Genomic DNA, 14172 nt, shown 5'->3' on the forward strand with positions numbered 1-14172 from the left:
TCCGGTTGCGGCAGAGTCTCACTCCTGTCAGGCCCCGCATACGACACACCTGTACCCCCAGCGGTATCAGAAACACCACGGCCAACTCCATAGCTGACGTCGTATGCCGCCCGCGCACCACGTGGCGCTCCCTTCCGGGGAGTTGCCCACCGGGCCCGTGCCTCCCGTGACCCCGCAGTTGGGAGGCCAGTGTCAGGGGGCACGATTGCGTCCGCCAGGGTCACCGAAGCGGGCGATGCTGGAAGGAAACCGTGTGAGCCGGATTTCGGTCCGGGGATTCGCAGTGGTCTCGGCCACCGCGGTCACCGCCGTCGGAAGCGTCGTCGGCGTTGCCTCGGGCAGCGTCGCGCAGAACAACAACGACGCCGAGGCGACGGCAGCCGACACCACGCTCCTCGCGGACATACCCGCGGGTCAGCAGGCCCAGGTCCAGACCGCGTCCCTGACGCAGCAGGCCGACGCCCAGGCCATCGCCGCGGACGCGACCGCCAAGAAGGACGCCGAGGCAGCGGCCCGCAAGGCTGCCGCCGAGACCGCGGTCGCCAAGAAGGCCGCCGCCGAGGAGGCCGCCGCCAAGGCGGCGAAGGAGCGCGCCGAGGCGAAGGCCGCGGCGAGCCGCGACACCGTCCGGTCCTCCTCCAGCTTCCCCACGCAGAGCAGCTACTCGGTCGCGCAGATCCAGGCGATGGCGCGTCAGATGGTGGCCTCCGGCCAGTTCCAGTGCTTCAGCAACATCGTGGACCACGAGTCCAGCTGGAACTACCGCGCCGTGAACGCCTCCTCCGGCGCCTACGGCCTCTTCCAGGCCCTGCCCGGCTCCAAGATGTCGTCCGTCGGCGCCGACTGGCAGACGAACCCGGCCACCCAGATCAAGTGGGGCCTCAACTACATGGACAGCCGGTACGGCAGTCCATGTGAGGCGTGGTCGTTCTGGCAGGCCAACCACTGGTATTGATCCGGGTCGGTCCGACTCAACCTCGCGCAGCCCCTCCCCGTCCTAGGGGGAGGGGCTTTCGCGCTGTACGGTCGTACGCGAACGACTCCCGGGGCCAGTGGTGGCGAACACCCGGGGACGCGGGGGAAGAGGACGGATCATGTCGCGACTGCCAGGGTGGCTCGGTCGGATCGGCGCCGGGCTGACCGAAGTGAGCGCGCGCCTGGACGAGCGGCGCGCCGAGGTAGAGAAGGAGCACAGCCCTCCGGAGCCGGTCACCGCCGACCTGCCCGGCGCGCCCGCCGCCCCGCTCGCACCGCTGCCCGTGCCGGCCGGTCCCCGCCCCGACCCCGCGCAGGCCGTTCCCTGGGGTGTGCGCGTCGCCGCCGAGGCCGGCTGGCGCGTGCTGGTGCTCGCCGGCACCGTGTGGGTCCTGATGCGGGTCATCAGCGCCGTCCAACTGGTGGTGTTCGCCTTCGTCATCGCCCTGCTGATCACCGCGCTGCTCCAGCCGACCGTCGCCCGGCTGCGCCGCCACGGCGTGCCGCGCGGTCCGGCCACCGCGCTCACCGCGATCTCCGGTTTCGTGGTCATCGGGCTGATGGGCTGGTTCGTGACCTGGCAGGTGATGGAGAACATCGACACCCTCTCCAACCAGATCCAGAGCGGCATCGACGACCTGCGCAACTGGCTGCTGAAGAGCCCCTTCCACGTCACCGACAAGCAGATCAACCAGATAGCGAAGAATCTGCGCGAGGCCATCGGTGCCAACACCGACCAGATAACGTCCGCGGGCCTGGAGGGAGTTCAGGTCGTCGTCGAGGCCCTGACCGGCATCCTGCTGGTGTTCTTCTCGACGCTGTTCCTGCTCTACGACGGCGAGCGCATCTGGCAGTGGTTCCTGAAGCTCGTGCCGGCCGCCGCCCGACCGGGTGTGGCCGGGGCCGGACCGCGTGCCTGGAGCACGCTGACGGCGTACGTCCGCGGCACGGTGCTGGTCGCCCTGATCGACGCCATATGCATCGGCATCGGCATCTACGCGCTGGATGTGCCGATGGCGGTCCCGCTGGCCGTGTTCATCTTCCTGTTCTCGTTCATCCCGCTCGTCGGCGCGGTCGCCTCCGGGGCGCTCGCGGTGATCGTGGCGCTGGTGACCCAGGGCGTGTTCACGGCCGTGATGACCCTCGTGGTGGTCCTCCTGGTCCAGCAGATCGAGGGGCACGTCCTGCAGCCGTTCATCCTCGGCCGTGCCGTGCGCGTCCATCCGCTCGCGGTGGTCCTCACGGTCGCCGCCGGCGCCATGGTCGCCGGCGTCGGCGGTGCGGTCGTGGCGGTGCCGCTGGTGGCGGTGACGAACACGGTGGTGGGCTATCTGCGGCAGTACTCGCTGGAGCAGCAACTCCTCGGTGCGGGCGGGCAGCAGTCGGCCCCGGTCGCGACGCCACCGGCGCGGGAGCCGGAGGACGAGACCGTTCCGGCCGGCGCGGGGTCCGGGGGCGCGAGCCTCGATGAGGTCCCCGTGAACGCCGAGAACCCCGCCCACGGAGGGTGAGCGGGGTTCTCGTACGACACGGCCGGACTACTCGGCGAGGATGGCCTCTGCCTCCAGCGTGACGCCGACGGCCTGAACCACGGAGGCGATCTTGAACGCCTCCTGGATCACGTCGCGCTCGACGCCGGCCTTGCGCAGCACCTGCTCGTGGGAGTCCAGGCACAGGCCGCAGCCGTTGATCGCGGAGACCGCGAACGACCACATCTCGAAGTCGACCTTCTCGACACCCGGGTTGCCGATGACGTTCATCCGCAGACCCGCGCGCAGCGTGCCGTACTCGTGGTCGGACAGCAGGTGCCGGGTGCGGTAGAAGACGTTGTTCATCGCCATGACGGCAGCCGCGGACTTCGCCGCCGTGTACGCCTCCGGCGTGAGGTTCGCCTTCGCCTCCGGCTCCAGCTCACGCAGCACGATCGGGGAACGGGAGGCGATGGCGGTTGCCAGCACCGTGCCCCACAGCTGCTGCGCGGGCAGGTCGGAGTTGCCGATGACCGAGCCCAGGTTGAGCTTCAGGTCCTTGGCGTAGTCCGGGACGCGGGACTTCAGCGAGTCGAGCGACATGGGTCACTCACCGGCCAGCAGCGCGACCGGGTCCAGCGTCTCGTCGCCCTTGCTCCAGTTGCACGGGCACAGCTCGTCGGTCTGCAGGGCGTCCAGGACCCGCAGGACCTCCTTGGGGTTACGGCCGACGGAGCCGGCGGTCACCATGGAGAACTGGATCTCGTTGTTCTGGTCGACGATGAAGACGGCGCGCTTGGCGAAGCCGTCCTCGCCCTCGATGCCCAGGTCGCGCATCAGCTCGTGCTTGGAGTCGGCCATCATCGGGAAGGGCAGGTCACGCAGGTCGTCGTGGTCCTTGCGCCAGGCGTGGTGGACGAACTCGGAGTCACCGGAGAAGCCGAGGACCTGGGCGTCACGGTCGGCGAACTCGTCGTTCAGCTTGCCGAAGGCGGCGATCTCGGTCGGGCACACGAAGGTGAAGTCCTTGGGCCACGCAAAGATGATCTTCCACTGGCCCTCGTAGGTCTTGTGGTTGATCGTTTCGAACTCCTTGCCCTTCTCCAGCGAGACGCAGGCGGCCAGTTCGAACTCGGGGAACTTGTCACCGACAGTGAGCACGTGCTCTCCTTGCAGCGAAGAAGCACCCCTTTTGAGGGCGCTTCCCATGGGTTGGACGCTGTTGATGCTGGCACAGGGTGCATTGATTAGTGAAATAGCTACACTAGGTCACGTTGATCGGAGGTAGCTATCAGTGACAGTCAGTAGCGGAATCCGGAGGCAGCCGAGCCTCTCCCAGCTGCGGGCCTTCGTGGCCGTGGCCGAGCACCTGCACTTCCGGGACGCGGCCGCCGCCATCGGCATGAGCCAGCCCGCGCTGTCCGGCGCGGTCTCGGCCCTGGAGGAGGCCCTCGGCGTCACCCTCCTCGAGCGTACGACGCGCAAGGTACTGCTCTCGCCCGCGGGCGAGAGCCTGGCCGCACGGGCCAGAGCGGTGCTGGACGAGGTCGGGGCGCTCATGGAGGAGGCCGAGGCGGTCCGGGCGCCGTTCACCGGGGCGCTGCGGCTCGGCGTCATCCCGACCGTCGCGCCCTACCTCCTGCCCACCGTGCTGCGCCTCGTCCACGACCGCTACCCGCACCTCGACCTCCAGGTGCACGAGGAGCAGACCGCGAGCCTCGTCGAGGGCCTGGGTTCGGGCCGGCTCGACCTGCTGTTGCTGGCGGTGCCGCTCGCTGTGCCCGGAGTCGTCGAACTCCCGCTGTTCGACGAGGACTTCGTGCTCGTCACCCCGCTGGACCACTGGCTCGGCGGGCGCGAGGGCATTCCTCGCGAGGCGCTGAAGGAACTGAACCTGCTGCTCCTGGACGAGGGGCACTGTCTGCGCGACCAGGCCCTGGAGATCTGCCGGGAGGCGGGGCGGGAGTTCAAGGGGGCGGGGCGGAGCTCCTCGGCCGACGGCGGGGGCGGGCGGCGCGGGAGCGCCCCGGTCACCACCACGGCCGCCGGACTCTCCACACTCGTCCAGCTCGTGGCCGGCGGCCTCGGCTGCACCCTGCTCCCGCGCACCGCCCTGAAGCTCGAGACCACCCGCAGCAGCCAGCTCCTCACCGGCTCCTTCGCCGAACCCGCCCCGAGCCGCCGGATCGCCCTCGCCATGCGCACCGGCGCCGCCCGCGGAGCCGAGTACCGCGAACTGGCGGCCGCCCTGCGCGAGGCGCTGGAACCGCTGCCGGTACGGGTGCTCGACGCGGGCGCCTGACACAGCGCCGGTGACCGTACCCGGCGCGGGGCCCCTCCCCGGTGCCGGAGAGGGGCCCCGCGCGCGCGTCCGTCGCGTCCTTCGCGACCGCCGTGTCCCGGGAGGGCGCCTACTCCGTGCGCAGCCCGTCCGGGCGCATCAGCCGCAGCAGCGGGGGCAGGCTGAGCAGGCTCACCACGAGGACCACGGCCGCGCCCACGCCGGTCATGGACAGCACGCTCGGCCAGTCCACGGCCACCGGGGTCGCCGTCATCCGCAGCAGCACCGCGCCGAGGGTGAGGCCCACCGCCGACGCCAGCAGCAGGCCCAGCGCGATCGGTACGGCCGTCTGCCACAGCATCGACAGGCCCAGTGTGCGGCGCCGGGTGCCGAAGGCGACCAGCGCCGACAGCAGCTTGCGCCGCTCGCGCAACTGCTCCAGCTGGGAGACCAGCAGGCTCGCGCCGATCAGCGCCAGCACACAGGTCGCGCCGACGAACAGGCCGGTGCGCAGGGAGGCGTACCTGCTGGACTGCTCGGTCGCCGACCACTTCCACGGGTTGGCGAGAGGGTCCAGCCGCGCGGCCGTGTTGCGGACGTACTCCTCCGCGTCCGGCACCGACGGGTCGAGCCGGACGAAGACCTGGTCGTACATCGTCGGCCCGGCCGAGGAGGGCAGGGCGGAGGGGGTGACGAGGAGGCCCTGGATCCAGGGCTGCAGCGCGTCCTTGCGGGGGGTCACCGTCCGCAGACCGGCCGGCACCGTCCAGGGGATCTCGCGTCCGCGGTCGGCGCCCTCGTCGCTGGGGTCGATGAAGCCGGGCCGGCCCGGCCGCAGGAAGGCGCGCACGGTGGAGTCGTCCTGGACGGGCACGAGGAACGCGTCGCCGTCCCGGCACGAGGGCAGGTGGGCCAGCTCGCGCAGCGCGGCGCAGTCGCCCACGGTGACGTTCGCCCGCGCGTCGGGTTCGATGCGCCGGTTGCCGAGCGAGCCGGTGGAGATCGCCACCGAGGCCCGTACGCCCCTGGTGCGGTGGAACTCCTGCCCCGCGGTCGGGGTGTGGGAGCGGTCGGGCAGGTCGATCTCCATCTGCGCCCGGCCGGGGTCCTTGCCGGTGTCCTTCGTGTACTGGCTCTCCACCCCCGCGAACAGCATCTGGAGGGCGATCGCCCCGGCCACCGCTACCGCGATGCCGTTGACCGTACGGGCGGCCGTACCGCTGCTCATCTGGAGCCGTCGTACGGCCAGTTGCCAGGAGACCGCACCCGCGCCGAGCCGGGCGACGACCGCCTCCACGAGCCAGGGCAGCAGCGCGGTCACGCCGACCAGCAGGAGCATCACGCCGCCGACGACGAGGTACTGGTTGAAGTTCCCGTGGGAGCGGCCGTTCCCGAGCATCGGGTAGAGCATCGCGAGTCCCATGAGGGGCAGCAGGAGCCGCCACCACAGGCGCCGGCGGGGCTGCCTGGCGGTGCGCACCACGCCGAGCGGTTCGACGACCACCCCGCGCATCGCGAGCAGCGTCACCAGCACGGCGGCGGCCGGCACCGCCATGGCGACCAGCGCGACCAGCGCGGGGGAGGGGTTCAGATCGCTCGGGAAGAAGCTCACGCCCATGGCCTCGACCGAGCCCGCCGTCTCCCGCCCGAGGAGGAAGAACACCGTTCCGACGAGCAGCCCGAGCAGTGCGCCGGCCAGTGCCTCGCCGGCCGCGATCCGGCGGGTCATCGCGCTGTCGGTGCCGACCAGCCGCAGCGCGGCCAGCCGGCGGTCGCGCCGCTCGCCGCCGAACCGTACGGCCGCCGCGATGAACACGGCGACCGGCATCAGCAGCACCACGAACACGACCAGCGTCAGCAGGACGAGCACCGGGTCGGTCCGCTCGGTCGTCGGGTTCGGATCCCCGAATCCGGCAAGGCGCACCACACGCGAGCTGTTCTTGGACACCGCGATGCCCTCGGTGCCCGCGTAATAGGCCAGCTCGTGCGACCCGACCAGTCCGGCCTCGCCGATCGTGCCGGTGATCCGGGCCGGAAGGCGCTCCCGCAGCAGCTTCGCCCCGTCCGAGGAGAGCAGTTCCTTCAGCGCGGGCGAGACCACCATCTCTCCCTTCGCCGGCATGTGGTCCACGCCGGGCGGCAGCGGCGCCCGCGGCCCCTCGGGCTGCAGGAGACGGCCCCGGACATCCCGGCCGCGCCACATGGTGTCGCTCTGGCCGACCAGCACGGTGTTCTCGCCCCTGGGCGGCGCGGTCACGCCGAAGGTGAGGTCCTGGCGCGCCTGCTCGCGGTGATGGCGTGCCGTCAGCACGTTCGGCAGCGCGGTCGTCAGCAGCAGCAGGGCCACACCGAGGCCGACGCCGACCGCCGTCAGGGTCGTCCGGACCCAGCCCTCGCGCCCGCCGGTGACGGCGAACCGGGCCCCCATGGCCAGATCCCGGCCCCACTGGCGCGGGTTCATACGGCGTGCTCCATGTCCCGGGACTTCCCGTCGCGTACGACGATCTCGCGGTCGGAGTAGGCGGCCACCCGGGCCTCGTGCGTGACGAGGACGACGGCCGCGTCGGTCGAGCGGGCCGCGTCGGTCAGCAGCTCCATCACGCGCTCACCGTTGAGGGAGTCCAGCGCGCCGGTCGGCTCGTCGGCGAACAGCACCCGGGGCCCGGTGGCCAGCGCCCGCGCCACCGCGACGCGCTGCCCCTGGCCGCCGGAGACCTCGCCGGGCCGCTTGCGCCGCAGGTCGTCGACCTCCAGGCGCTCCATCCAGCCCAGCGCCGTCCGCTCGGCGTCCTTGCGGGAGGCGCCGTTCAGCCGCAGCGGCAGCGCCACGTTCTCCACGCAGGTCAGTTCCGGTACGAGCTGGCCGAACTGGAAGACGAAGCCGAACTCGCCGCGCCGCAGCGCGCTGCGCTCGGCGTCGCTCATGCCGGCCAGCTCGCGTCCGGCGTAGGTGATCGAGCCGGAGTCGGGCCGCACGATCCCGGCGAGGCAGTGCAGCAGGGTGGACTTGCCGGACCCGGAGGGGCCCATCACGGCGACGATCTCGCCCGGGTGGATGGAGAAGGCGGCACCGTCGAGGGCGAGCGTCGGGCCGTAGGCCTTGCGCAGGTCCTCGGCCGCGAGCAGGGAGCCGGGCGGGGGAGTCATGCGGTCACCGCCGTGCGCAGCTTGTCGAGCCGTGCCGCGGTGAGCTCCAGCCAGCGCACGTCCGCCTCCAGGTGGAACAGGGCGTGGTCGCAGATCAGCTGGTCCGCGAGGTCGCCCTTGCGCTTGCGGTCCGTCAGGATCCGCATGCTGCGCAGGTGCGATGAGCGCTGGGTGTCGAGGACGTCGGCCGCGTCGCGGTGGGTCAGCAGCGCGAGGACGACCTTGGTGTACAGGGTCGACTGGAGGTACTCCTCGGGCTTCTCCGGGGTGGCGAGCCAGTGGTCGACGTCCGTGACGCCGGCGTCGGTGACGGCGTACCGCTTGCGCTCCGGACCGTCGCCCGCCTCAATGCCGTCGACTTCCACGAGCCCGTTCTTCAGCAGCCGGGACATCGTCGAGTAGACCTGGCCGTAGTGCAGCGGCCGGTCGTGACCGAACTTCTCGTCAAAGGCCCGCTTCAGGTCGTAGCCGTGCCGGGGGCCGGACTCCAGGAGTCCTAGAAGGGTGTGACCGATGGACATGGCGGCACTCTACACACGGTGTATACGCAGTGTGTATAGATCCCACTGTCATGATTCCGCAACAGCCGGCAGGGTCGGGTGCGCCTCGTGCACGGCCAACCGGAATCCTCGCGTCAGGCAACCCTGAGCCCGCCGGATCCGTCGGTTCCCTTAGGGCGGGTGCTCATTCTCACGTCCGTAAAAGAGCGGATCGGACGGCCTTTGTCACAGTGCCGGGTGTTAGCTTTCGGAGCCGACCCCGAGACGGAAGCGGAGCCACAGGACCTATGGGACGAGCGGACGAGAGACGAGCGCGCCAGCGCGGCGGCCACCGCGCGGCGCCCGCGAGGCCTGCCAAGGGCCGAATACGCCGGCTCTTCACCTGGAAGAAGATCCTCGGCACGTTCTTCGGCTTCTGCCTGCTCTGCATCGGCGGCTTCATCGTCCTGTACATGACGGTCAACGTCCCCGCCGGCAACGTGGCCGCCCAGCGCCAGAGCAACGTGTACAAGTACAGCGACGGCAAGGTCCTCGCCCGCGCCGGCACCGTGAACCGGGAGATCGTCGACCTGTCGAAGGTGCCGCGCAAGGTCCAGCTGACCTTCGTCGCCGCCGAGAACAAGTCCTTCTACAGCGACCCCGGCGTCGACTTCAAGGGAATGGCCCGCGGCCTGGTCAACACGCTGTCCGGCAAGGGCACCCAGGGCGGTTCGACGATCACCCAGCAGTACGTCAAGAACTACTACCTGAACCAGGACCAGACCGTCACGCGCAAGCTGAAGGAGCTGGTCATCTCGCTCAAGGTGGAGCGGGAGAAGTCCAAGGACGAGATCCTCGCGGGCTACATCAACACCAGCTACTACGGCCGCGGCGCCTACGGCATCCAGGCCGCCGCCCAGGCCTACTACCAGGTGGACGCGAAGGATCTCTCCGTCGAGCAGGGCGCCTACCTGGCCGCGCTGCTCCAGGCGCCGAGCCAGTACGACTGGTCCGCCGCGGGCCCGGTCGGCAAGCGCCTGGTGAAGGCCCGCTGGAACTACGTCCTGGACAACATGGTCAAGGAGGGCTGGCTCGACGCCGCCAAGCGCCGGGACATGAAGTTCCCCTACCCCAAGGAGCCCAAGGGCGCCCCCGGCATGGAGGGTCAGAAGGGCTACCTGGTCTCCCTCGCCAACGCCCAGCTGGAACAGCAGCTGATGAAGGACGAGGGCCTGTCCAGATCCGAGGCCGAGGCCAAGGTCGAGGACCAGGGCTGGACCATCACCCTGAACATCGACCGCGAGAAGCAGGCGGCGCTGGAGAAGGCCGTCAAGGCCGAACTGACCAGCAGGCTGGACCCGAAGAAGCGCAAGACCGACGCCGACGTCCAGGCCGGCGCCGTCTCCGTCGACCCGAAGACGGGCAAGATCGTCGCCTTGTACGGCGGCAAGGACTACTTCGCCCACTACACGAACAACGCCACCCGCCGGGACTACCAGCCCGCCTCCACGTTCAAGCCGGTCATCCTCGCCGCCGCGCTGGAGCACCAGGCCACCACGCAGAACGGGCAGCCCATCAACGCCGACACCGTCTACGACGGCACCAGCGGCCGTCCGGTCGTCGACCACGGCAGCAAGGTCGGCTTCGCCCCGCCCAACGAGGACGACCACGACTACGGGAAGATCACCGTCCAGAAGGCGATGAACAACTCCGTCAACTCCGTCTTCGCGCAGATGGGCGTGGACGTGGGCATGGACGACGTCATGGGGACGGCCAAGCAGCTCGGCATGGACACCACGGGCATGCAGGCGGTGCCCGCGCAGACCCTGGGCTCGATGGGGGCCAGCCCGCTGGAGATGGCCGGCATCTACGCCACCCTCGACAACCACGGCGACAAGGTGACCCCCGGCATCGTGAAGTCGGCCGAGCAGAAGGACCGCAGCGTCGAGATGCCCGACCCGGTCGGCGACCAGGTGATCAGCCGCACGGCCGCCGACACCGTGACCTCCGTGCTGACCGGCGTGGTCGACGACGGCACGGCCAGTGCGTCCGTGGCGAACAACCCGCTGCGAAGCGGCCAGCAGGTGGCCGGCAAGACGGGTACCTCCGACTGCAACCGGTCGGCCTGGTTCACGGGTTACACCCCGGACCTGGTCACCTCGGTCGGCCTGTTCGGCGAGGCGGCCAAGGCCGGCGGCACCGACTGCGACGGCACGCCGATCAAGAAGTACGCCCATGTCTCGCTCTCGGGCGCGATGGGCGGCGGCCGCGTCAACGGCGGTGGCCCGCCCGCGAAGATCTGGGCGGCCTACACCTTCGGCGTGACCTCCGCGGCCCGCTTCGACCTGGACACCCAGCAGGGTGCCGCCGTCGCCCCGACGGACACGCCGACGCAGAGCCAGTCGCCGACCGAGACGCCCTCGCAGACGCCGACCAGCGAACCGCCGACGTCCGAGACCCCGTCCGAGACCCCGTCCGAGACGCCGAGCGGGACCCCGACCCGGACACCGCCCAGCCAGACCCCGCCCACGCAGACACCGACGCAGACGCCGACCACCGAGGTACCGAGGACGGACGTCACACCCGAGAACCCGCTCAGACCCACCGGTCAGTGACACCGCACACGTGAAGGGCGCCCGGCACACGCCGGGCGCCCTTCACGTCGTACCGGAGCGGGCCCACGCGGCGGGCCGTCACCTCAGCTGCGGTGCAGCTCGAACCAGACCACCTTGCCGGTGCTCAGCCGGGTCGCGCCCCAGCGCCGGGCCATCTTGTTGACCAGGTACAGGCCCCGGCCGCCCTCGTCGGTGGCGCGGGCCTGCCGCAGCCGGGGCAGCTGGGGCACGTCGTCGCCGACCTCGCAGCGCAGCACATCCGTGCGCAGCAGCCGCAGCGTCACCGGCCGCTCGGCGTACCGCACCGCGTTCGTGACCACCTCGCTGACCAGCAGCTCCACCGAGTCCGACAGGTCCTCCAGACCCCAGCGGGACAGCGCGTGCCGGGCCAGCCTGCGGGCCCGGCCGGGCGCCGAGTCCTCCGGCTCCAGCGTCCAGTACGCCACATCGCTCGGCGCGATCCCGTCGAAGCGGGCCGCGAGCAGCGCGATGTCGTCGTCCCGGTCGCCCGGCCCGAGCATGTCCAGCACCTCGTCGCAGAGGGCCTCCAGCGGCGGCGGATGGTCCGGGCCGGTCAGCTGCGCGGTCGCGGCCAGCTTCTCCCGCAACTGCTCTATGCCGGTCCACACGTCCCGCAGCCGGGACTCCACCAGGCCGTCGGTGTAGAGGAGCAGCGTGGCCCCGGCGGGCGCGTCCAGCTCGACCGCCTCGAAGTCGACCCCGCCGACCCCGATGGGCGCGCCCGGCGGCACCCGCAGCACCTCGGCCCGGCCGCCCAGATGCAGCAGGACCGGCGGCGGATGACCGGCGTTGGCGATCGTGATCCGGTGCGTGACCGGGTCGTAGACCGCGTACAGGCAGGTCGCCATGCGGTCGGTGCCGAGCCGCTGAGCCTGCTCGTCCAGGTGGTGCAGCACCTCCTGCGGAGGCAGGTCGAGACCGGCCAGGGTCTGCGCGGTCGTCCGCAGCTGGCCCATGATCGCCGCCGAGGTCATGGAGTGCCCCATGACGTCACCGACGACCAGCGCCACCCTGCTGCCCGGCAGCGGGATCGCGTCGTACCAGTCGCCGCCCACCCGCGCGGTCTCCGCGGCCGGCAGATAGCGCGAGGCCAGCCGCACGCCCGTCGGACGGGGCAGCGTCTCGGGCAGCATGGTGCGCTGCAGCTCGTCGGCGATGTACGCCTCGCGGCCGTACAGCACCGCCTTGTCGATGCCGAGCGCGCTGTGCGTGGCCAACTGGGCCGCCACCAGCAGGTCGTCCGCCTCGAAGGCGAGCCGCTCGGGGCGGCGCAGGAACAGTGCCGCGCCGATCACCCGGCGCCGGCCGCGCAGCGGCGCGAGGATCGCGTGCTGCCCGTCCGGTACCAGCGCCTCGCCGTTCTCGCCGAGCAGTTCGGGCAGCGCGGCACGGGCCCCGGGGGCGTCGGCGAACACCGGCCGCACCCCGCGCAGCACCTCGTTGAGCGCGCCGCCGGGCCGCACCTCGCACAGCTCGGCGGTCAGCGCCGACGGCCCGGAGAACGCGGGCAGTCCGGAGGGGTCCGGCTCCGGCTCCGGGAACGGCGACGGCAACAGGCCCTCGGCACCCCGCTCGTCGGGTATCCGGTCGGCGCGGCGCAGCCGCAGCACCACAGGGCCGGTGGGCCGCTCGTCGCCGACCGGCAGCGGGTCGCGCAGATAGACCAGGATCGCGTCCGAGAACGTCGGCACCGTGGCCCGGCACAGCCCCATCACGATCTCGTCCAGATCGAGACCGCGCGCGATCCGGCGGGTCGCCGCGCCCACGAATCTGAGCCGGTCCCCGTCCCGGCGCATCGGCATCGGCCGCCCGGGCGGCAGGCCCCGCCCGGTACGGCGCTCCTGGCCGCCGCCCGGTGCCCGTTCCTGCTCGGCGCCCGGCTGCGGCGGAATGGCCTCGGCCGGGCGCGGGCGGTGCGTGCCCGGCTCCGCGGCGGCCGGCTGGGAGTGCTCGGGGCCGTTGACTGGGGGCTCCTTCCCCTTGTTCCCCTTGCCACAGGGTGTGGTGGTCCCCGGGCCGGACGGAGTGCCGTCCGCACGGGCCTGTGCCGGTAGGGCCGGGGGGCCGAGCGGATCCGGGGTACGCAGGAGCGCCCCGCGGCCCTCCGCGGGGTCGACGCCCGGCTGGGGGCGTTCGAAGGAGGTGGGCTGCTCCGTCACGCGTGTCGAATCCATCCGTCCGGGGCTGCGCGCCGGGCGCGCAGATGGTCCCGCCGAAATCCCGATACCCGGAATACGTGCCCCAGGAACGGAATTCCCGCGTGGTCAGAGGTTGTTCCTGTGCCGGTGCCGAACCCCTCGGGGTCCGCCGCGGTGTTGCCCTCGTACCCCTCGCTCACGTCCTGCCGCCCCTCGGTGACGTTCGGTCAAGCCCGGCGCATGCTCCGGGAGTTGCAACTCGGCGCCCTTGCGGAGGACGATCCTACGGTTGTGGTCCGGGGGCGCATCAAGGGTCTCATGAGGACATGTGCGCGGGCGTACGGTCCCAGTCCTCGGGGAGTGACGGTACCGCCCAGGACGGATCCGGGCGCCAGTGCTGCCAGCCGTCCGCGTAGGGCGAACCCCAGGCGTGGATCCCCTCCACGGCGGCCCGGCCCGCCGCCCGGACCTGCTCGGCGGTCTCCGCGTCCATCAGCCCGTCCCGCTGGGCCTGCGCGAACTCGTCCTCGTCGCGCCAGTGCCAACTGCGGTCCGGATGTACGGAGATGTCCAGGAAGTGGTCCTCCGAGTCCACGCCGTGCCCCCAACGGACCAACGGCTGCTCAAGGTTGACGTACCAGTTCTTGAACCGCCAGCCCGGCTCCCAGAACAGCCAGACCGACCAGGGCTCGCCGGGCCGCGCCAGCTTGAGCACGCCGGTGCCGAACCAGCGGTCCCTCTGCACCGTGCGGGGCTTGGTGTAGCGGGACTCCAGCGGCTCCAGGTGCACGGGGGTGCCGTCGGCCAGGACGGGCTTCACGCATTCGGTGCCGGGCGCGAGCCACACCGCGAGCAGCTCGGCGTCGTCCCGGACCACGGTGACGGGCCGTGCGATGTGGACGTGTTCGCCCGCGTTCTCCCGGTACCGCCACAGGATTTGACTCCCGGGGGACCAGTACGTCGCAGGGCCTGCTTCCACTCGATTCACCGCTCCGTCGTCCGTCATGGACAGATTTTAGGTGCCGTGGACATACGACGCTGCGATGG

The 14172-nt window shown here is 71.3% G+C and carries 11 protein-coding genes; 4 read left to right on the forward strand and 7 right to left on the reverse strand.

The features are described from left to right. The first annotated feature begins 235 nt into the window (after positions 1–235). The gene (locus ACWD5D_RS27220; protein ID WP_451375377.1) at positions 236–955 is read left to right on the forward strand and encodes an aggregation-promoting factor C-terminal-like domain-containing protein; all 720 of its coding nucleotides are present in this window, start codon (positions 236–238) and stop codon (positions 953–955) included. A gap of 139 nt (positions 956–1094) precedes the next feature. After that, entirely contained in the window at positions 1095–2486 is a 1392-nt protein-coding gene (locus ACWD5D_RS27225) for an AI-2E family transporter (RefSeq protein WP_451375378.1), read from the forward strand. A 27-nt stretch (positions 2487–2513) separates the two neighbouring features. On the opposite strand, the gene ACWD5D_RS27230 is transcribed toward ACWD5D_RS27225, so the two are convergent. Together ACWD5D_RS27230 and ACWD5D_RS27235 are read right to left on the reverse strand one after the other, a co-directional pair. Next, complete coding sequence (locus ACWD5D_RS27230; protein WP_451375379.1) at positions 2514–3047, reverse strand: alkyl hydroperoxide reductase; 534 nt, start codon at positions 3045–3047, stop codon at positions 2514–2516. Between the two features lie 3 nt (positions 3048–3050). Beyond that, complete coding sequence (locus tag ACWD5D_RS27235; RefSeq protein ID WP_451375380.1) at positions 3051–3605, reverse strand: peroxiredoxin; 555 nt, start codon at positions 3603–3605, stop codon at positions 3051–3053. Positions 3606–3738: 133 nt separating this feature from the next. Here ACWD5D_RS27235 and ACWD5D_RS27240 point away from each other — a divergent pair, with 133 nt between their 5' ends. After that, positions 3739–4746, forward strand: coding sequence for a LysR substrate-binding domain-containing protein (locus tag ACWD5D_RS27240; RefSeq protein ID WP_451375381.1), 1008 nt, complete (start codon positions 3739–3741; stop codon positions 4744–4746). Positions 4747–4855: 109 nt separating this feature from the next. Here the strand turns inward: ACWD5D_RS27240 and ACWD5D_RS27245 are convergent, their stop codons facing one another. Genes ACWD5D_RS27245 through ACWD5D_RS27255 form a run of 3 tightly spaced genes read right to left on the reverse strand, consistent with a single transcriptional unit; the run spans position 4856 to position 8393 of the window. Next, positions 4856–7186, reverse strand: coding sequence for an ABC transporter permease (locus ACWD5D_RS27245; protein ID WP_451375382.1), 2331 nt, complete (start codon positions 7184–7186; stop codon positions 4856–4858). After that, positions 7183–7872: an ABC transporter ATP-binding protein gene (locus ACWD5D_RS27250; RefSeq protein WP_451375383.1), complete on the reverse strand. Its 690-nt coding sequence runs from the start codon at positions 7870–7872 to the stop codon at positions 7183–7185. The genes ACWD5D_RS27245 and ACWD5D_RS27250 overlap by 4 nt, the downstream gene beginning before the upstream one ends. Then, positions 7869–8393, reverse strand: coding sequence for a PadR family transcriptional regulator (locus ACWD5D_RS27255; RefSeq protein ID WP_451375384.1), 525 nt, complete (start codon positions 8391–8393; stop codon positions 7869–7871). Before ACWD5D_RS27255 ends, ACWD5D_RS27250 begins: the two co-directional genes overlap by 4 nt. A gap of 266 nt (positions 8394–8659) precedes the next feature. Here ACWD5D_RS27255 and ACWD5D_RS27260 point away from each other — a divergent pair, with 266 nt between their 5' ends. Then, positions 8660–10966, forward strand: coding sequence for a transglycosylase domain-containing protein (locus ACWD5D_RS27260; protein WP_451375385.1), 2307 nt, complete (start codon positions 8660–8662; stop codon positions 10964–10966). Positions 10967–11049: 83 nt separating this feature from the next. Here the strand turns inward: ACWD5D_RS27260 and ACWD5D_RS27265 are convergent, their stop codons facing one another. Further along, on the reverse strand, positions 11050–13161 hold the full coding sequence (locus ACWD5D_RS27265; protein ID WP_451375386.1) for a SpoIIE family protein phosphatase: 2112 nt from the start codon (positions 13159–13161) through the stop codon (positions 11050–11052). A gap of 280 nt (positions 13162–13441) precedes the next feature. Beyond that, entirely contained in the window at positions 13442–14131 is a 690-nt protein-coding gene (gene fomD, locus ACWD5D_RS27270; RefSeq protein WP_451375387.1) for a cytidylyl-2-hydroxypropylphosphonate hydrolase, read from the reverse strand. Positions 14132–14172: the final 41 nt, after the last annotated feature.

This window comes from Streptomyces sp. NPDC002520 (assembly GCF_053595235.1).

Bases quoted from the DNA above. Each gene is read 5' to 3' on its own strand.
- ACWD5D_RS27220 (WP_451375377.1), top strand. From the start codon at position 236: ATGCTGGAAGGAAACCGTGTGAGCCGGATTTCGGTCCGGGGATTCGCA.
- ACWD5D_RS27225 (WP_451375378.1), top strand. From the start codon at position 1,095: ATGTCGCGACTGCCAGGGTGGCTCGGTCGGATCGGCGCCGGGCTGACC.
- ACWD5D_RS27230 (WP_451375379.1), bottom strand. From the start codon at position 3,047: ATGTCGCTCGACTCGCTGAAGTCCCGCGTCCCGGACTACGCCAAGGAC.
- ACWD5D_RS27245 (WP_451375382.1), bottom strand. From the start codon at position 7,186: ATGAACCCGCGCCAGTGGGGCCGGGATCTGGCCATGGGGGCCCGGTTC.
- ACWD5D_RS27250 (WP_451375383.1), bottom strand. From the start codon at position 7,872: ATGACTCCCCCGCCCGGCTCCCTGCTCGCGGCCGAGGACCTGCGCAAG.
- ACWD5D_RS27255 (WP_451375384.1), bottom strand. From the start codon at position 8,393: ATGTCCATCGGTCACACCCTTCTAGGACTCCTGGAGTCCGGCCCCCGG.
- ACWD5D_RS27260 (WP_451375385.1), top strand. From the start codon at position 8,660: ATGGGACGAGCGGACGAGAGACGAGCGCGCCAGCGCGGCGGCCACCGC.
- ACWD5D_RS27265 (WP_451375386.1), bottom strand. From the start codon at position 13,161: ATGGATTCGACACGCGTGACGGAGCAGCCCACCTCCTTCGAACGCCCC.
- fomD (WP_451375387.1), bottom strand. From the start codon at position 14,131: ATGACGGACGACGGAGCGGTGAATCGAGTGGAAGCAGGCCCTGCGACG.